This window comes from Paenibacillus sp. yr247, assembly GCF_900103825.1.
Classification (GTDB): domain Bacteria; phylum Bacillota; class Bacilli; order Paenibacillales; family NBRC-103111; genus Paenibacillus_E.
Genome location: NZ_FNIF01000017.1, coordinates 1 through 19,418 on the forward strand (window position 1 = coordinate 1; position 19,418 = coordinate 19,418).

Here is a 19,418-nt window from a genome sequence, read left to right on the forward strand (position 1 = left end):
CATTGATTGCTGCTGTTGCTACAGTAACAGCATCGGATGTAGCGGTTGTTCCCACTAAGCCTAACGTAGCCACATCATTTGCTGTCGAGCTGTTTGTTGCCGCACTAACCATACCCGGCAATACCGCCACTACCGGCGTTACCGCCATAGTAACCGCCATCATTCTCGCCAAATTCTTTTTACCTGCAGACAGCTTCTTATCATTTCTGTTCTTCGCCATGTTTCTACCTCTCTCCTATGAACTCTTATATGTATGCTTTAAAACCCTTAACCCAATATTAGATACCTACTCCAGTAAGGGCATCACCCCTTTCACTTGAAAGACACGCCAATTGTCATCGGCAAAACGGACTAGGCTCACAAGATAGACACTCTTTCTTTCCCCTGTCTTCGAGTCCTGAAAGAAAACTTCCATATTACTGCGATAAACGGGCTCATCGCCAAGCGTGACGAATACTTCATTTTGCAATGCAAATCCTTTATCCCATGACGGCTCCTTCACGATTCTAGGAAACACAAATTGTCCCGTGTATTCATCAACGATGCGAATCATCTGTAATTGCTCTGATAAATCGATCTTATCGGTAGTGTGAACAATTTCCTCTTCAAATGACTGTTCAGGATCTTCGATCAACAATTCCATTGCTGTTTCATTAGCTTTGTTCCCAAATAAACGCTGGCGAATTCGCATAAGAAATCCTTGCTTCTGTACCATGCTATACCACCTGACTTATGTTCTGAGTTGGATATTCATTGATTCCTTAACTTCTTGAATGACTTTTTGGCTTACTAGCTTTTTGATGCGATCTCCCATTTTATCGTATAACTGCCATGCCTCATCCTGGTAAACTTGTATCGGATCTTTCTGGGCATACGCTTGATAATGAATGCCTTGCTTCAATTGCTGTAAGGTTTCCAGATGATCCAGCCAGCAGCGGTCGATGATTTGGATATAAGGCTCGCACCATTTCTCCTGCCAGTATGATGGTTCGATGTCCGTTAGGAATTCATTCCATGTATTCGTCCAACACATGATCACCTGGTCGAGTACTCCCTGCTGATCATGCAAATTATTGATATCGTACAAAAAGAGTCCATCATGTCCGAATTCACGCTTTAATTGCAAGATATCCCACTCTTCAGGCACTTTATTTTCCGGACAGCACTTCTTAATCAACTTTGTCTTGTAGTATATAACCGACTGTGAAAGTTGAGTAGGCCATTCTATACCTTGAAGAACTTCATTCCGCTGCTGATAAAATGACTGCCTCTGATCATGGACGATAGAGTCTAAGCGAAATACCATTGAGCGAATAGAGAGCGCTTGTTGCTCTACATGCTTTTGCACATTTCCCATGAAATCCTGCAGTTTGCCGCCTGTAACCCCTTCATTTCCCCACCGCCATTTCTCGCGAAGCTCTTCAACGTCATCAATTGCAAATCTTTCTACCAATTCATCCTCCAAAGATAGAAAGAACTGTGAAGAGCCCGGGTCGCCCTGCCTGCCGGAACGTCCGCGCAATTGGTTATCAACACGCCGGCTTTCATGACGTTCTGTTCCAATGATATGCAACCCTCCAAGCTCAGCAACGCCTTCTCCCAATCGGATGTCGGTTCCTCTTCCGGCCATATTGGTAGAAATTGTAATTGCCCCCTTTAGTCCCGCTCTAGCAACCATATCCGCTTCTTCTTTTTCCGTTTTAGCATTGAGAACTTGACACGGAACAGAAAGCCTCGAAAGTCTGTTTGCTATGTCTTCCGACTGTTGAACTGAAGTTGTCCCTACAAGTACAGGCTGACTCTGCTCATGCCTCTTTAAGATTTCTGCAATGACTCTATCGTATTTTGCCTCCTTCGTCAGAAAAATGACATCTTCGTAATCTTGACGAATAACAGGCTTGTGGGTGGGTACAGTAACTACTTCCATACCATAAATTTGTAGCATTTCTTCTTCTTCTGTTTTAATCGTTCCTGTCATGCCTGCAATCTGCTTATATAAACCGAACAGCTTTTGAACTGTAATCGTTGCGTATGTCCGGTTTTCTTCACTTAAAGGTACGTTTTCTTTGGCTTCAATAGCCTGATGCAGCCCTTCGCTGAACTGACGCCCCTCTAGAATACGTCCTGTAAAAGCATCAATAATCTGTACTTTATTGTCTGCTACAATATAATCTACATCACGCTGCATTAATATCGTGGCCCTAAGACTTTGCAATAAATAATGATAGAGCGTAGTATGCTCAAGCTCATATAAGTTATCTATCATGAAGGTAGCTTCTATTTTCTTTATTGCCGATTCCGTAAACATAACCTGTTTCGATTCACCATCAACTTCATAGTCACGCACTTCTTGTAATCTTTGAACAAATCTCGCACAAACATAGTAAAGATCCGGTGCGGCTTTTGTTTTACCTGCGATAATGAGTGGTGTTCTTGCCTCATCGATAAGAACACTATCTATTTCATCGACAATGGCAAAAGAAAGTTCTCTTTGAACCCGTTGCTCTGAATGCATCACCATATGATCACGCAAATAATCAAATCCAAATTCCGTACAAGTCCCATAAGTAATATCCTCGAGGTAGGCCTTTCTCTTTTCATGCTCACTGCTATTAGCCAGATTTAATCCAACAGATAAACCAAGAAGTTGAAAGACTTTACTCATTTCTTCGTAATCACGTTTCGCTAAGTATTCATTAACGGTAACCATATGTAGGCCTTTACCCTGTAACCCAAACCAATAGGCAGGCATAAGAGAAACAATGGTTTTCCCTTCACCTGTCATCATCTCTGTGACTTTTCCTTTACATAAAATCCATCCAGCAATTAACTGAACATCATGCATAGTGATCCCTAGCGTTCTTCTTACTGCTTCTTTTACCAAAGCAAACGCATGAAATTGCAAATCGTTATGATCTGCACCTTTTTGTAAGCTGATCCGAAGCTCATTGTTTGCGTCAAGCAAACAGCTTTTATGTTGTATAGATTGATAATGTTTATCGATATGAGGCAATACATTTTTTCTAATTTTGTCGATTTCTCGATGGTTCTTATTTCCTATCCATCTTCTAAGGTTAGACAGCATTTATAATTCCCTCTCTATCATTAAAACAAGGTCCTCTTATTTCGCAACAAAGCTAAAAACTATGGCAAAAGCACATTCTTGAAGGTCTTTGCTGCATATCCGTGTTTGCGTTGGTTCAATTAATGAAACTAAAGTTTCATCAACATTCCGTTCCCTCAATAACATCATAATACGACAAATTACCTAATCATCTTTTAATAAATAATAAAAATTCTAATACTTTTGAACTATAGTGTAACATTAAACCGATAATTGTAAATATAACTTGCAAAAACTTTATTGTTTATTTGCCTTATCTTTATGTAATCTTTGTGTATTGTCCTATAAACTTTCACTTTTAATTTATTCGAAATCTCTAGTCTCGTTCAACGATTTTTAGAAAGGGGCTTTGCACCAACTTTTGTGTATATGTCTCTAAATGCGAACTATTCATTACTTCAAAGAAAGTAAAATTTTAAACGAAAAAGGAGTTAAGCGGCTTGCATATGCTTAACTCCTTTATTTTTGATGTCCGCTGCTGCTTTCTTAAGCAGGTTATGGGCAAGGGACAGCCTCTTTGTTTCCTATTGTACGACACTACCATCATACTTAACTTTCATCCATAAAAGCCTTCCCCTTAGACATTTGCTTCGAAACTACTTCAATAATATAAGCTAAAATTTTATCTCTCGTTTTCCATCTCCGAACCTTTCTTACAGGATCTAAACCATTTTCCAAAACCATTTCTTTTAGGGTTTCAGTTTCATATGTATATAAAAGATCTCGTAAAGCTTCTGCCCCTTCTTTTGAGTAAATCGTGTAGATATCAGGCAATGGGCGTTTATCCAAAGGAACAGACTGCTGCTCGCTTACAGGGCTCATCTTCTTTCTTTTAGAACTCTTATCAGATGCTAAAAAGGTCGTTCCTTCAAAAAGCCAATGCGCGAACTGCTCATCCTGTTCAATTCTTTCAGCAAGCTTTATAAAGATGGATGACAATTGTTTTCTAAAATCAGCATCTTTAAATTTTGACATACGTAAGAAACTCCTCCGCTAAGCTTTGAAAGGATGCATATAAATGATCACCGGCATTGCCGTACTTTTGCTTTAGTGTATTGATCCCGTCTACTTCGTAATAAGTGGCGTCAGCGGCTCTTGAGGCTAGGGGCACTTTGGTTTCAAATAAACGTGTCAGTTGACCTTGCTGAACTTGTAATTCTAATTGACGCAGCGTTGCGTTATGCCTGTTCACCGTTGAGCGATACATCGAAGCAACCACGCCTAGGAGCTTTACTTCTCCGTCCGCTTTTTTGCGATTGAAGTTTTTCACGCTGGAGATAATTTGCGGGATGCCGTATGTAGATAAGTGGTCGGGAATGGTAGGAATGAGATACCAATTGCTTATATTTAAGCCGTTTTGAGTCACGATTCCTAGATTCGGAGGACAGTCAATCAGTACAAAATCATAGTTATCCAGATGATTTTGTACCGCATTTTTTAATACGTCAAAAGGTCGAATAAGCGCTGTCTGCCAAATGTTGATTAGCCTATCTTGAATTTTCACAAAATCCAGACTTGAAGGCAGCAAATGCAAGTTATCCAATCCACCGCGCAGATTGGATGCTTTACGTACAATACTCTTATCGATTTCAAAAGTGTACGTGTCATCAATGTGATCCTTAAATAGAGCGTGCAGCGTTTGGCTGTTCTGATTTCTTAGCTCCCACTCTTCCTCACCGATCAAAGCCACAGTTGAGTTCGTCTGCGGGTCCAAATCAATCACCAGAACACGTTTCTGATGCTCTACTGCCAGGAATTCCGCTAAAGCGACGGTGATGGTTGTCTTGCCAACCCCACCTTTTAGATTGATAATGCTGATCACGTTGGACATGCGCATTTCCCCTCTCCCGAATAATGCCATGCCCTTATATGTATTTGGAGGGTGGTTGTCTTGATGATTAAAAAGTGGGCGGATGATATAAATGAAAAAACATCCCCTATGCCAACTGATTGCCTTCGGACGGTCTTTTTACATCGATGAATTAAAAAAAAAGTAAACTCACCTTACAATTAGGTGAGTTTACTTTTTTTTACTCATAATCATTCGACCGGTATTTATGTAGGCTCGAATGACGCTTTGATTCTATAGTATTTTCATCACTTTTTACATCAAAGCATTCCGGACTGTTATTACCCACTAGAGCCTTAATTTTACTGGGTTTATCGACTCTACTTTCGACTCTAGTGGGCGGCTTATGAGCTGCTACTACACAGGTGCCCAAGGAAGCCTCTTGTGTAGATTGTAATCATGTTCTAGTCAGATTTCAAAGACAATAGCGCCTTTTTTATATGTCTTTACAATTTGGATAGCGTCTCCATTCCAGTCCAACAATATCAAATCTGCAGGTGCTCCTAAAGCCAATCCATGTTCAACTGGGAGCTTCATCAAGCCAGCAGGGTGAATAGAAGCCATCTTCCATGCTTCCGGAAGGCTGCATAAGCCACTACGCACGAGATGCTTTATGCCATGGGAAAGCATTTGTACGGAACCAGCCAGCATATTCGGGTTATCCGCCAAGTGCAGCTTACCCTCTGGAGTCAGAACGACTTTACTGCCAATGTGCGTGTCATACTCCCCCGGTGACAATCCGCCTATGGAAACTGCATCGCTGACTAACACGGCCTTCTTTCCCTTCACCTTAAGAACGACCTTTAATACGGACTCTGGCAAATGAAACCCATCTGCAATGACGCAAGACCATAAACCATCCTGGGCTAATTGCTCCCAAATATAATTGGGGTGGCGCGGTAATTGGAGATGCGCCCCGTTCCCCAGATGTGTGGACATACTTGCTCCGGCAGCTACCGCCTCCCGGATCTGTTCCGGAGCAGCCGACGTATGTCCTATGGATACTGTGATGCCTTGCTGTACGCATTTCTCAATAAAATGCGCCGCTCCTGGCCATTCCGGAGACAGCGTAATGATCTGGATCCTGCCTCCGGCCGCCTCCTGCCACTCCTCGAATAAAGACCAATCCGGTGCTTTCACGTAATCTTTATGATGTGCGCCACGTGCGCCGTCTTCAGGTGAGATGAATGGTCCCTCTAAATGAATGCCCGCAATACTATCCCCAACGGCCCGATGCTCGAAACAAGTTTTAGCTATAACGGAAACCGCTTCTTTTATCGCTTCATCGCTATTGGTAATCACTGTTGGATAATAGGTCGTTACCCCTTCACTCCATAATAATGTAGTAGCTTTTACGAGCATTTCGGCGGTTAAAGGCAATGTGTTAAAGTCATATCCTCCATAGCCATTAATTTGAAGGTCAACCCACCCTGGTCCAATGACCGGCAAAAGGGATGACTGATCTGAATAAATCGGTTCTATACGGTGAATGCGACCCTCTTCAACGGTTATTCGCAACGCTTCCCTAGTTTCAAAATGAATCCCTTCGATAATGCTTGAACCGTTCTCTTTACTCATTTGCTTGCACTCTCATAAGAATCCACATCGACGTAAAGTGTACAGTTCGGATGGGTTCTAAGAATCGAAGCCGGGCAATTGGTGCTTATAGTTCCGCCAAGCGTCTGTTGTACGGCTGCATATTTGGTCGTTCCAGGAACCATGCAAAATAAAGCAGCTCCGGACATCAAGGCCGGTATCGTTAATGTGAGTGCATGTGTTGGAACATCATTCATAGCGGGGAAGCACCCGTCGTTAACCTGCTGCCGGCGGCAAGCCTCATCTAATTCCACTGGCTTTATCAGCTTAGGGTCTTGAAAATCGGCGACTGGTGGGTCATTAAACGCGATATGTCCATTCTCTCCGATTCCCATGCAAACAATATCGATCGGAGCCTCTTGGAGAAGATTGGCATACCTCGCGCTTTCCTGTTCAATCGAACCGGAACTATCAATCAAATGTACGGTGCCGGGCTTCACAATGTCAAAAACGCCGTTACGCAAAAAAGCGCTAAACCTCTGTGGCGAGTTTTTTTCAAGTCCGATGTATTCGTCCATATGAAAAGAGGTAATTCTAGACCACTCGATCTCCTCTTCTCGGACCAATGTTTTCAAAAATTCATTCTGAGAAGGAGCCGCAGCAAATATAATACGAACGGATTGTTGGGTGGACAGCAGCTCTTTGATTCTTTTCGCTACTTCCATCCCCGCCGCTCTCCCTAACTCTTCACGATTTTCGTATACTTTTACTTTTAATCGATCTACGGTATGTTCCTTAACAAGACCATGTTGAGCAGGCATCTCAGTTCCTCATTTCAATTAAGATTTATAATGTTCTTGCATTGGATTATAGGAGCAAATAGATTTGATCTTCTTCTACTTCGATCTCATAGCCTCTAAGCTTAACATTCGATTCCGCTAAATGAATACCTGTCGTTAGATCAAATTCCCAACCATGCCAAGGGCAGCGTAAAATCTCTTGATCTTTGCCGTATTTGTATTCATAGACCATGGACGGAAGGCGGGTTCCGCAAACTGTGCCTTCACAGACCGGAGCAGCCGCATGCGGACATACATTGCGCCAAGCATAATACTGGCCGTTTACGATGAAAATACCAATCTCCATCCCCTTGGCTTCCACAATTTTTCGTCCGAGCTGAGCCAATTCGCTAACTGTAGCAATAGGATACCGCGCTTTGGAAACTACCGTCATAGCTTACACCCCCTCTGCTGCTAGAGGACTAGTTTTAAGGTTATATAGCTCCATGGCGTTCTCGACTAAAATTTTATTTCTTAGATCTTTACGAATGGGCTGAAGCACCATCTTCGGGTTGTCAAAATCCCAGTGCGGATAGTCAGAAGAGAACATAATCATGTGGTCGCCGCCGATCATTTCGAAAATCTGATTCAGATGATCGGGATGCTGCGGTTCTTCGATCGGCTGGGTCGTAAGTCGAATATGCTCACGAATATAGTCAGACGGCAGCCGTTTCAACCAAGGCACTTGATCACGCAATCCTTTATAGTTCTTATCCATTCTCCACATGAGGTGCGGCAGCCAAGCGATTCCGCCTTCAATCGCTACAAATTTCAGAGTTGGATATTTGACAAACACGCCCTCGCACACCAAGCTGTTCACGTGTGCCATATAATTCGTTGGCAATATATTGTGCCATTCAAAATAGGTTGAAGGATATCCTGACGGAGTTGGAGGTCCGGCTAACCCGCGCCCTTCCGTACCTGGATGAATGCCAACCGGCAATCCATGGCGCTCAGCCGCTTCATAAATGGGATGGAAATAACGCTGACCGAAAAGCATCGTAGAGCCAGATGCCATGATGACCTGCACCATATCTGGATGCCCAGCCATCCTATCAATTTCTTTAGCCGCCGCTTGCGGGTCGGAATGATTAATTAAGATGGAACCTTTGTACTTCGGGCTCGCTTTCAGCCAAGTTTCCACCAGCCAATCGTTATAGGCGCTGGCAATCGCGTTCGCGTAATCGCGATCCGGATGCAAAGAAATTCCTAGAATGCCTGAACCCGTTAAGATCGCATAATCGATTCCATAACGGTCCAAATGATGCTTTTTTAAGAAAAAGGGGTCGCTGCCGGGGATGCCTCCTCCCTCTGGTACTGCGTCTTTGCGCATCACGCCCAAAGGAGACCAATAAGTACTGGCAATGCCCGGGCCGGACAACAGCCATTGGTCATGCCATTCTTTGGACAAGTAGGGCAATAAATCATTAGGGCTCGCAATTGCATTATGAACATCCGTATCGATAATTCGAGGGGCAGTACTCATGATTATCTCCTCCATATGAGAAAGTTCAGTATTTATTCCTTAACCGCTCCGAGTGTCGCTCCCTGAACAAAGTATTTTTGTATAAACGGATACACGAGCAGAATAGGCAGTGTGACAAAAATAATCGTAGCAGCTTGCAGAGTTTGCGAATTATAGGCCATCGCATTCAAGTTAGCGGATAAATCCGTGTTCACCATCGTTTCCCGTAACTTCAGCTGCAGCGGGTACAACTTCGGGTTGCGAATAAATAAAATAGCGTGGAAAAACATATTCCAATATGTGACCGCGTAGAACAGCCCCATCGTAGCCAAGGCCGGTTTGGAAAGCGGAATAACCATTCTGAATAAAATCCCGTAATCCGTACAGCCGTCAATTCGTGCGGATTCTTCCAGCTCAAACGGCAGCTGCTGAAAAAATGTGCGCAGAATGATCAGATTGAACGCGCTGATCGTGGACGGAATGATCAACACCCAAATGCTGTCGAGAAGTCCGAGCGATTTGATTGTCAAGAAATAAGGAATCATCGGCGCCTGGAAAATCATCGTAAATACAATCCCGAACATTATCTTATTACGTATACGGAAGTCTTTTCGCGCCAGCGGGTAAGCCAGTAACGATGTAAACAGCAGGCTAAGCAGCGTACCGACCACGGTTATAAATAGATTGACACTCAGAGAACGCCACAGATCGGCTTTTGCTACAATATACTTCCAGGCTGAAGATGTTAACTCAACCGGTAAAAATTGCACTTGATGGGCATCTACCGCTGCCGGATCGCTCATAGAAATGGCGAACACATGAATAATAGGCAAAATCATCGTAACGGACAACAGTATCAGAACCACATAGTTAACCATGCGAAAGCAGGTTTCTCCCAGACTTGATTTCATATTAGAACAACCCCTGTTGTGTTGTTTTTTTGGAAATATAATTACAGCCGTACAGCAGAATGAAACCGATAATCGATTTGAACAACCCAACCGCCGTAGTAAAGCTATACTGCCCTTCCAATATTCCCGTTCGGTATACATATGTATCGATAATATCCCCTACAGCTGTGGTGGACGGCGTCAGAAGCACATAAATGTGATCGAACCCAAGCTCAAGGAAATTCCCTATTTTCAGCAGCAATAGAATAATGATGGTTGGCAGCAGCGATGGCAGTGTGATATACCATATTTGTAAAAACCGGTTGGCCCCGTCGACTTTGGCCGCTTCATATAGACTCGGATTGATTCCGGCGATGGCCGCCAAATAAATAATCGCTCCCCAACCAAGCTCCTTCCACACTGAAGAAAGTACGACAATCGTACGAAAAAAGGTTTCCCGCTGCATATACAGTACAGGCTCTGCTCCGAACCAAGTCCGCAGTGTATTAACGAATCCACCCAAAGACAGCAATTCAAATATAATCCCGCCGACAATAACCCATGACAAAAAGTGAGGCAAATAAAAGAAGGTCTGGATCGTCTTTTTCAGAAACATCGCCCTGACCTCATTCAAAAGAATCGCAAGAATTATCGGTGCGGGGAATCCGAACACGAGCTGGTACGTACCAAGCAGCAGTGTGTTTTTAAGTACAAGTACAAAATCAGGGTACGCAAACATAAATTCAAAATGCTTTAGGCCGACCCACGGGCTTTTTAATATTCCGTTCAAAATTTGAAAATCCTGAAAAGCGATAACCGATCCGAGTAGTGGAACATATTTGAATAATATAAAATAAAGAACTCCGGGTAATGCCATCGTATACAACATCCATTGAGACCGTAATGTACGAAATGCTTTCCGGGATACGGTGCTTTGACGGTCTGCTTTTAATTCCACATAATTCTCGTACATGCTGCTTCCTCCACATCCTCTAATCTCTTATCTTTAAAGGAAGGAGGGCCCCCCTGCCGGAGACCGCTCCTGCTGCTATACATTATTTTTTGGAGACTTTTTGGTACCATTCATTGGCTCGTTTGGTTACTTGAGCCCCACCGGATTCATTCCATTTTTTAACAAACTCATCAAACTTTTCAATCGGCCATTCACCGATAATGATATTGGTCATGTATTGCTGATACAATTTGTGGGTTTTGATATCTGCGAAGCCGTCGTAAACGCTGATCGGCATACCGTCACCAGCAATGACCTTGCTTGTTTTGTTGATGCGGTCGTACATCTCGATCATCTCTTTATAGCGGTTCGGATATTTAATCGTAAGTTCCGCTACCTTAGAGTTGTAATCAAATGTGCTGACCGAAGCAGAAAAAATCGTTTTGCGCTGCGTCCAGTTTTCCGTGGTGTCCTTGTCCGGTAAATATTTCTTTTTCCCGTTGTCCATCACAAAGCTGTCGTTTTCAAGTCCGTACAAGTTAAAATCCATACCCTCCGGTGTATAATAATAGTCCAGATATTTCAATACTGAAGCTGCTTTAGCTTCCGCTTTTTTGGGTATGACCCATTCTACAAACCCGAATCTTTTTAGGGAATAAAAGCCGTTATATCCGTTCACCTTCGGAACAGGCACCATCGTAAAATCCGCGTTCGGATTTTTTTTTCTTAACCCCTCATAGCCGCCGACCGTTATCGTACTGTCCGCGATATGAAAGAAAGCTCCTACCGTATCGTTCAGGATTTTACCTGTCCAGACCTCTTGTTTATTGAGGAAAGTTTCGTTATCCAATAGCTTTTCTTTGTACAGGTCTCTTGCGAACTTGATCGCTTCCTTCATGTTCGGCTGTATCCCGGAATACTGGAGCTTTCCGTCTATCAAATCCCACTCGGGATAACCTTCCCACATTGCAACTCCATACATCGCGAAAATATAATCGAACCATCTGCCCTGCTCGCGTCCACTCGTCGGAATTTCGTCCTTTTTACCGTTGCCGTTCGGGTCTTTATCCCTGAAAGCCCGAAGCATTTCCACTAATTGCTCCTGTGTTTCAGGCAGACCCAGTCCGACGTTTTTCAACCAGTCTGTACGTATAATCAATCCTCGATTATTTGTATTTTGCAAGGAAGGAATGTAATAAATCTTGCCGTCCGGGGAGGTAGAACGAACGATATCCCAGATCTCCTTGGGGAAGTACTTCCACAGGTTCGGCGCATATTTAGGCAGCAAATCATCGAGTGCGAGCGCTCCTCCCTGAGTGATAAGCGTTTGCTCGACACCGTTCACCGGCCTGATAATGTCCGGAAGATCACCGGATGCAATCATTGTCTGCAGCTTTTGGGCATAATCCGCTCCGCCGCCCCAAGGCGCGGTTTCATAGACAGGCTCGATACCCAGCTGCTTGATAAAATACTGCGTGTATTTATTGTTACTGTCAGGCATAGGAGGATCAATCGGCCCTCTGAAAATTCGTATTTTTTCCACTTGTTTTGTGCCGCCATCGACCTTTTGCGGTGCGGGAGCGGCACTGCTGCAGCCCATGAACAATGATGCCGCAACTGCTAACACTGTTCCAGAACGTCCCCAATTTCTCCAACGTGATCGCTTCATACTCGAACCCCTTTTCTGTTCATTTACTCATTACCCATGTATCATAAGTTTAGTAGAATGGTGCAATCAATAGCTGAATACGCCTAATGGTATGCTAATTGATTAAATCGGCCCCCGATTATTGTTTCTGCATATACGCTGGTGGAATGGACGATTGCCCGTAGGCAGCATGACGGCTGTATTTTTAATTAAGAATACTATACTATTACTATAGTTTTATGTAACTATAGGTTTATATGTAACTATAGGTGGATTGTGGCATCCAGAAAGGCGGAATCCTATGTTGAAGTCTATCAGAAAATGGTATAACTACTTTTATTCCAACCGAAACTCGAGACTAATCCTTCTGGTGACGATGAGCATGTTCATTATTATTACAACGGCAGGTTATACCTTATATGTTAGCAGCAAGTCCGTACTACAGGGTGAAGTCAGCGAGCCGCAGATCCACCTGCTCCGTATGGGGATGGATGCCGTCAATAACTCCGTAAACACGGCCGATCAAATCGGCGTCAATATTTTATTATCAAACCTGACGTATCAGTTTCTGAATCCGGCTTACGAAATGCAGCAAACGGAAATTGCGCACCTGGTAGAGTACCTGGACAATCTAGCTGTGTCCCCGGCAGTTGAAGGAGTAATGATCTATGATAATGTGCGTCAAAGAATTGTCGGCAGCACTCCCTATGGATTCAGCTCCCGGTTGTCCAATTTCTTCGATACCGACTGGCAAAACTATGTTGCCGATTTGAATCCTAAACATTTCACCATCGTCAACCGGACTAAGAGCAGCCAATTCGGCTCTGAGCAAAAAGTAGAAACCATTACCCTCTTCAGGCCGGTGGTACGAGAGAATACCCTAGCCGGCGTAATTATGGTCAACATGAATAAGAAAAAGCTTTTCAATAAAATATTTGAAAATTATACGTCACAAACCGACGCATCCCGATTTGTAATCGACGACAGCAATCATATAATATATGAGACCAACAACCGAGTTCTATCACAGGAGCAGATCGCCTCCGTTCTTTCGCAAAATAACAATATGTATTTCGATTTTTCCGACGGCAAGGAAAACTATTTGATCTCCCAAGTGTCTTCGGATATAACCGGATGGAAATTTGTTTCGATCATTACCCAGCAGCGGTTATTGCAGAAGGTCATCACGATCCGGAACGCGGTATTCGGATTATCGATCATATCGATTATTGCGGGAGTTATCGGCATCATCATTACTCACCATATAACATTTAAACCGGTTCGCAGAATCAGGCATTTGCTGTTGGCAGGTCAACCCCATCCCAAGAATATGGAAAACCGTGATCTGGAGGACTATTTGTTGAAGCTGACTACGGATTTAGCCGATGTGTCCAGTCTCGTCCAGCACAATCGCAGCGAGCTGCATGCCAAATATATTCAAGATTTGATTGCCGGTCGAATGAGCTCCTGGGAAATGAAGGATCGTTGGCATCGTCATTTTACAGATTGGACAGATCTTCCTCTATTCACCTTGCTCATATCCATCGATAAATATTACCAATGGGCCAGCTCCTACAACGAGGAAGACCAGAACCTGCTCTGGTTTTCCATTAAAAATGTATGTGAGGAATGGATGGGCCGCCATTGGAGATTTGCTTTCGTTGAACGTGACTTGAACTTGCTCTTAATCGTGCAAAAGACAGACGAGCGGCAGAATATCCAGCAATTGCGGGAGGACTTGTCCGGCTTAGTGCAAACCATTCAAAAGATGATACATATTGAAGTGTCAGCGGCAGTGAGCGAAGAATTTAGCGATTACGCACATTTGCGTAAAAGCTGTTTGCATGCGGAGCTTGCTCTGTCCTACCGGCTTTATACCGATTATTCTAACGTCATCCTATTCAGTGAACTGGAGGAACCTGCGGACAACAAATCGATCGACCCTTTATGGAAAAAAGATTTGCTGACCTGCCTGGAGGGGGGGAACGGGGAAATTGCCATCAAGCTGTTGGACGCATTAAAGCAGTTTATGAAGGACTCCTTCGTGTCTCCTGCCGAAGCGATCTATTTTTTTCAGCAATTGATGGACAGTCTCATTTCCTATTTCGGCGATCACGGTCTTGCCAAGCCCGGTATCCTGCGAAGATATAACAGCTTTTGGTTCAATACGATGAATCTCGACGATATTATCCATTTCTTTATTCAGGTGTATCAGGAATCCTCACAGTTATCGGATCAACGCACGAACAGCCGGGAGTTTCTGATTGTCCAGCAAATGATTCATTATATGAAGCAGCATCTTCATGAAAATATAGGTGTTCCTGAAATTGCCGACTCTGTCGGACTGAGTAAGTCTTCGGTCAACAACATATTCAAGCAAGAGATGAACCGGACCTTATACGATTATTTGACTGAATTACGCATGCACGAGGTAGAGGCACAATTGGCAGGGACAGATATGAAAATAGCCGACATCGCCTTAAAGGTAGGTTACCAAAACGAGAATAGTCTGATACGCGCCTTCAGGAAGCATAGAAGTATCACACCGGGGCAATTCAGGGAAATGTGCAGGAATAAAAATGAAGACAGTGGCCACTAATGGCTACCGTCTTTTTTTGTTAATTAAAATTAAACCGACCTTGTTTGCCTCCACATCTGTTTTTTTAATTAAATGATATCCAATGTCTAAAAAACTATTAAACTACCAATAATGATTACTAATAAAATTAGTGTGGTAAGAAGACATATTAGAGTTTTTTCAAAAAGTATTTTATTGGGAGGAGATAAGTAGTGGACAAGCTAAAATCATTTCGTGAGGTAGTGCGGGAAAATAAGGAGAAAAGAAAAAAGGATAGGAAAGAGTTGCGGAAAGCTATGTCTTCGTACCTTGAAACAGTGGAGAAATACAAGAGCCGCAAGAATTAGTCTTGCGGCTCTTTACCATTAAGGATATTATTTACCTCTTGCCGATAACTTGAGACATTCCGATATATATCCTGACGTCGTTTCTTTCTTTCATTTTTGCGATACTCGAATAACTGTTTCATTGTTATTGTATTCTCGGAAGTAGCAGAAACTTCTTTAGCTGCAGCAAGTAACTCTTGTTCGATAAATGTTTTCATTGGAAATCACCTCTATAAGTTTGATAGGGACATTGCAGTTTCATTCCGCTTCGCAATAATTTTACAATGTGACTCTATCAGGTTGTACATATTTGCTGTTTTGAGAGGTACCTTACTATTCCCTATTATACAATTTTCCAGAAATGCTGACAATGCATTATTGTCCCCACTTGCAGGATAATAAGTCACTATCCAATGAACCCCCTCTGAAATAATAACTTTGTAAGAGAAGGCATCCTCATTTTCATAATAACAGGCATCACCTAGTTTAAAACATTTCACAAAGTTTTCGGACTCGAAACGAGAATCGTTGGCTTGAAAACCGGACTCAAACATTTTACGAGGATAATGCTGATATTTCAGAGTGAATATATCGTTTTCAATTTCGTAAACACAGTAATCCGCGTTGATTATATATAAATGTTCGTAAGATAGCTTCTGATTCCCAGTGTGCACAAAATTATCATTCAAACGTACTAAGATGTCATTAATCATCTCTAAATTAGCCTCATATTCTTCGATTTGTTCATCTGCCCCATCAAGCTGGTCTGCAAATTTTGCAATCGTTTCGTCGCTTTTTTTTATTATTTCTTGTATTGCTCTCTCGTTACTATTCCGAAGCATCCAACTATTTATAGATTCAATAGAAAAGTTTTTATCTAAAAAAGGATCTACGAGTGCAAACTCATTAGGACGCCATCTACGAAAAGCATCTATGTGAAATAACTCTTCGTTTTTCCAATTTGGCATTTGAAGAAAACTATAAATTATTGTAAATATGTACCAGAGAAATAAACCTCCTATCATTAGTTGCCACCATTCATAATGACCAACCCGGCTTTTTATGCTATCGAAAGTTGATAAATAAGGGGTTCCAACTAAAAGAGGAAAAGCGAATGCTTGAATTTTTGTAAAGTGCATCCCATATTTACCGAATGTGATAATTGTAAGTAGTTGGTCTAGTGGATAATAAAAAAACAATGGAACATACATCCGCTCGTTTCCAACCTTACGGTAATTTTTAGAAGTTGCATTCAACATAGGGTCAAGTGCTTCTTTTAGCTTAATTAAATCAGCATCGATATTGTTTAGCAAAAACTTTCACCTCTAATATGAGTAAAATTATCTACTAAATTATACCATGTACCCCATTGTATTCATAGAAACGTTTTCTTATAAACATCTATTTATCGACATAAAAAAACACCCTGAGAATCAATTTTGATATTCAAGATGTTGTAACTAGTTTCTTTGCTTGATATGTATTTACGTACTAGGATATCAAATGCCTACTCCAACCCAATCCCCAAAACCGCACTCCCCAAATCCAAATGCTCCCGATCCAGCGTCACCTTCACCTTACCCGCGCGCCGTTTCTCACGCCAATCTCTAAGCTCTTCTTCCGTCTCCAAACGCAGTTCAGAGACCTCCTTCGCCCTATTAAGCATATAATCCGTCGTATACAAAATCCGATAAATCCCATGCCCAGCAGGAACTATAGCTTTTTCTCTTTTGACCCACTCTTCCACCTCAAACACAACATAAAGCTCATCCGTCGCGCCTCTACTAGAGGGAATAGCCGTTATCGCAGAGCGTGGAACAACCTTCCAATCTTTCACTCTTCCATACCACGAGATGCCCGCTTCTTCAGCACCGAACAAACGAATCGACTGATATAACGCGACGTACTCTAGTCTAGTCAGTACCTTATGATCCGTAATATTCCGCAAAGGCGTATGGTAAAATCCATGCTCCAACGCAGCCTCCAATTGAGGCCTCTTACTCAATGCCCCTACCAATACATTTTTCCCAGACAATTTATTACCATAATACTCCTTCGTCCCTCTCGGCCTCGTCGTCCGCTCATAGGCTTTCTCCGGACTATCCATGATGATCTCGTCCAGGAACTTCTCCATCAAGCTCGTCGAATTCGGCAAAAATGGAAAAGCCCCAATATTAATGATCTCCACACTTTTGTAAAACTTATGCTGCTGGAATCGCTCCTCATCATGATAAGGGAACAACACATACGCCCCAAACATGCTCCGCTCGTACTCTTTCCCCTGCCCCTCCGAATACACAATCGCATCCCGATAGCGATGCATCGTATTAATATCATCCTCTTCCGGCCCCGGCATCCGGTACCTCTCGAAGTAAGGCGTACCCTCATAAGCAGGATTAATGCGATATTTAGCATCGAAAATGTATTTATACTCCGCCGCGGTGTCGTTCTTTTTCAAAGTCAGGACATTATCTGGTCGCTGAGACAGCGTTGGACTCCGATCCCCTTTGGGCAGCGTATTATAAAACAGCGTAAAAATCTCCCCGTTCAACGGGTTTTTATACACCATCTTAGCCTGCTGTGACTTATCCAGTGTAACGAACAGCCCACTCCGATTGATTTTGATAATATCTTGTTTGAGCAGCTCATACTTTTTGCTTAAAAGATGGTGAATCTTCAAGAAACACCAGTATTCATAGAGCTGGGCCAAATCTTTCATCGATAATCGGAAAAGATCATTCTGAATCAACAAACCTTTTAACAGCATTAAATAATAACGGTATACCTCGAAAAAAATTGAGAATCCTACTTACGCATATCGGCGCATCGCTGCTTCCAAATCGTCAAACTTGTCAATGACCACGAGTTTCTTCAATGTAGCGTTTGCCGGCATCGCCTTCGTGGATTCAAGTCCTAAGCAGAAGCGTTTAAAATAATAGCTACCTTGTTGACTCTGTATTCGAATTCAACCAATCACTAACGAGCTCTCCCACCCACAACTCTTGATGCAGTTTTAGTCCTCTATCGGCCATAGCACTTCCGAGATCTCTATCCCAAGAAAACTCGGTATTTCGCAGCTTACTCCTCTCGCCGTCAACTAAGGGTATACCCTTCTTAACGTATCGAAGATACTGCTCTGTGTTCATACGCCAATCTTTAAACACATGTGAATATCTAATTTGCAAGCTCTGCGCAATACTTAGTCCCTTACTGTCCAAATCTCCAGCATAATATAAATGAAGTCCCTCTACCCCACAGAGTAAATCGAGGAGCTTAATGACAGCAACCGTGGGTTGGCCATTCCCGCAAATAAAAAAAGGCAGCGGACATCTATCCTTCTGTGGCCTCCTTAGTAGTGCCGCATCAACAAGCTCAGCGAATACGGATGGATTTTCAACAACGTAGATACAAGTAGATTCGAGTCCTAAAACCTGCTCCTTACGCAGTCTCTCCACCTGTCTAAGAGTAATAATCCGCTCCTCCCACTCACCCCATAGTGCTGGTGCGAAAACCATCACTTGTGAGGAAATATCATCATCCGCAATCCCTCCTTGGCGATAACCCTCTCTAAGAAGAATCGCATGTGATAGGATTTGTGACTGTGTCATATCCTCCTCTACATCTGATTCCACTGTTTCAGAAAATGCTGCTTCTCTCAGTATCCTTTCATTTCCATGCAACTTCCCATTACATACGGTTGTTAGGCCCCACCAAAATAACCTGCCTAACGGATATTTCTAATCTAACGCATGAGCGTCTCGGTTACTTTAGCCGATAAGATCGGGAGACGAATAGAAGCGGAATGAGATCCTTCTGTCACCATCAGCAATGCTTTCAACGCTTTCTTTAAACAGTAAGCTGCCTCTAGACGAGAGTTCGCAAACACTTTGCGGAGCGTCCGTGCCCCAGGAGACGATTCATCGCAAAGCCCCTCTGTCCAAGCAACAACTTTTTCACTGGCCTCCTTGAGTAGTGAACCATTCATTGCTTCATGAATCAGTTTCTCCCACTCTGCATCATCGATCGCTTTCTGCTCCAGTCGGGTTCTCGCCTGCTCACCGTTCAACACTCGAAATAGTTCAGGTAACGTAAGGGAAAAGCGGCTGTTTTCCAACAAAACAACAGGTAAATTTATTAGTAACTATATATCTTATGGTTTCGTTAAAGGAACTCAGTGGAGACGCTACCACTGTAAACAATGTGAACGTATT

General features: G+C 42.9%; 18 protein-coding genes. 1 reads left to right on the top strand and 17 read right to left on the bottom strand.

Going from position 1 to position 19,418, the window contains the following annotated elements:
• The 12 genes from BLT91_RS21560 to BLT91_RS21615 all read right to left on the bottom strand — a co-directional run.
• Positions 1-220 (bottom strand): hypothetical protein (locus tag BLT91_RS21560; RefSeq protein WP_141225054.1); only part of this gene is annotated, 220 nt, incomplete at its 3' end.
• 66 nt (positions 221-286) lie between these two features.
• A complete protein-coding gene (locus BLT91_RS21565; RefSeq protein ID WP_090824775.1) occupies positions 287-715 on the bottom strand; it encodes a hypothetical protein in 429 nt (142 codons plus the stop codon).
• Between the two features lie 15 nt (positions 716-730).
• Entirely contained in the window at positions 731-3,085 is a 2,355-nt protein-coding gene (gene secA / locus BLT91_RS21570) for a preprotein translocase subunit SecA (RefSeq protein WP_090824777.1), read from the bottom strand.
• A gap of 588 nt (positions 3,086-3,673) precedes the next feature.
• Positions 3,674-4,099, bottom strand: coding sequence for a hypothetical protein (locus BLT91_RS21575; RefSeq protein ID WP_090824779.1), 426 nt, complete (start codon positions 4,097-4,099; stop codon positions 3,674-3,676).
• Entirely contained in the window at positions 4,086-4,955 is an 870-nt protein-coding gene (locus BLT91_RS21580) for a ParA family protein (RefSeq protein WP_175532451.1), read from the bottom strand. The genes BLT91_RS21575 and BLT91_RS21580 overlap by 14 nt, the downstream gene beginning before the upstream one ends.
• A gap of 426 nt (positions 4,956-5,381) precedes the next feature.
• A complete protein-coding gene (locus BLT91_RS21585) occupies positions 5,382-6,551 on the bottom strand; it encodes an N-acetylglucosamine-6-phosphate deacetylase (RefSeq protein ID WP_090824785.1) in 1,170 nt (389 codons plus the stop codon).
• Positions 6,548-7,330 (bottom strand): glucosamine-6-phosphate deaminase, encoded by a 783-nt coding sequence (locus tag BLT91_RS21590; protein WP_090824787.1) that lies wholly within the window; start codon positions 7,328-7,330, stop codon positions 6,548-6,550. Before BLT91_RS21590 ends, BLT91_RS21585 begins: the two co-directional genes overlap by 4 nt.
• 46 nt (positions 7,331-7,376) lie before the next feature.
• Entirely contained in the window at positions 7,377-7,742 is a 366-nt protein-coding gene (locus BLT91_RS21595; RefSeq protein WP_090824789.1) for a Rieske (2Fe-2S) protein, read from the bottom strand.
• Positions 7,743-7,745: 3 nt separating this feature from the next.
• Entirely contained in the window at positions 7,746-8,849 is a 1,104-nt protein-coding gene (locus tag BLT91_RS21600) for an amidohydrolase family protein (protein ID WP_090824791.1), read from the bottom strand.
• Between the two features lie 17 nt (positions 8,850-8,866).
• The gene (locus BLT91_RS21605) at positions 8,867-9,724 is read right to left on the bottom strand and encodes a carbohydrate ABC transporter permease (RefSeq protein WP_090824793.1); all 858 of its coding nucleotides are present in this window, start codon (positions 9,722-9,724) and stop codon (positions 8,867-8,869) included.
• A 1-nt stretch (position 9,725) separates the two neighbouring features.
• A complete protein-coding gene (locus BLT91_RS21610) occupies positions 9,726-10,592 on the bottom strand; it encodes an ABC transporter permease (protein WP_254777062.1) in 867 nt (288 codons plus the stop codon).
• A 166-nt stretch (positions 10,593-10,758) separates the two neighbouring features.
• Positions 10,759-12,324 (bottom strand): extracellular solute-binding protein, encoded by a 1,566-nt coding sequence (locus BLT91_RS21615; protein WP_090824797.1) that lies wholly within the window; start codon positions 12,322-12,324, stop codon positions 10,759-10,761.
• Positions 12,325-12,604: 280 nt separating this feature from the next.
• On the opposite strand from BLT91_RS21615, the gene BLT91_RS21620 reads away from it, so the two are divergent.
• Entirely contained in the window at positions 12,605-14,902 is a 2,298-nt protein-coding gene (locus BLT91_RS21620; protein WP_090824799.1) for an AraC family transcriptional regulator, read from the top strand.
• A 322-nt stretch (positions 14,903-15,224) separates the two neighbouring features.
• Here the strand turns inward: BLT91_RS21620 and BLT91_RS21625 are convergent, their stop codons facing one another.
• The 5 genes from BLT91_RS21625 to BLT91_RS21645 all read right to left on the bottom strand — a co-directional run bounded on the left by BLT91_RS21625 (position 15,225) and on the right by BLT91_RS21645 (position 19,324).
• Positions 15,225-15,425, bottom strand: coding sequence for a hypothetical protein (locus BLT91_RS21625; protein WP_090824801.1), 201 nt, complete (start codon positions 15,423-15,425; stop codon positions 15,225-15,227).
• Between the two features lie 12 nt (positions 15,426-15,437).
• Positions 15,438-16,520, bottom strand: coding sequence for a hypothetical protein (locus tag BLT91_RS21630; protein ID WP_090824803.1), 1,083 nt, complete (start codon positions 16,518-16,520; stop codon positions 15,438-15,440).
• A 194-nt stretch (positions 16,521-16,714) separates the two neighbouring features.
• On the bottom strand, positions 16,715-17,926 hold the full coding sequence (locus BLT91_RS21635) for a nuclease domain-containing protein (RefSeq protein WP_254777056.1): 1,212 nt from the start codon (positions 17,924-17,926) through the stop codon (positions 16,715-16,717).
• Positions 17,927-18,146: 220 nt separating this feature from the next.
• A complete protein-coding gene (locus BLT91_RS21640; RefSeq protein WP_175532452.1) occupies positions 18,147-18,839 on the bottom strand; it encodes a DUF2399 domain-containing protein in 693 nt (230 codons plus the stop codon).
• A gap of 110 nt (positions 18,840-18,949) precedes the next feature.
• Positions 18,950-19,324, bottom strand: coding sequence for a TIGR02679 domain-containing protein (locus BLT91_RS21645; protein ID WP_368086841.1), 375 nt, complete (start codon positions 19,322-19,324; stop codon positions 18,950-18,952).
• Positions 19,325-19,418: the final 94 nt, after the last annotated feature.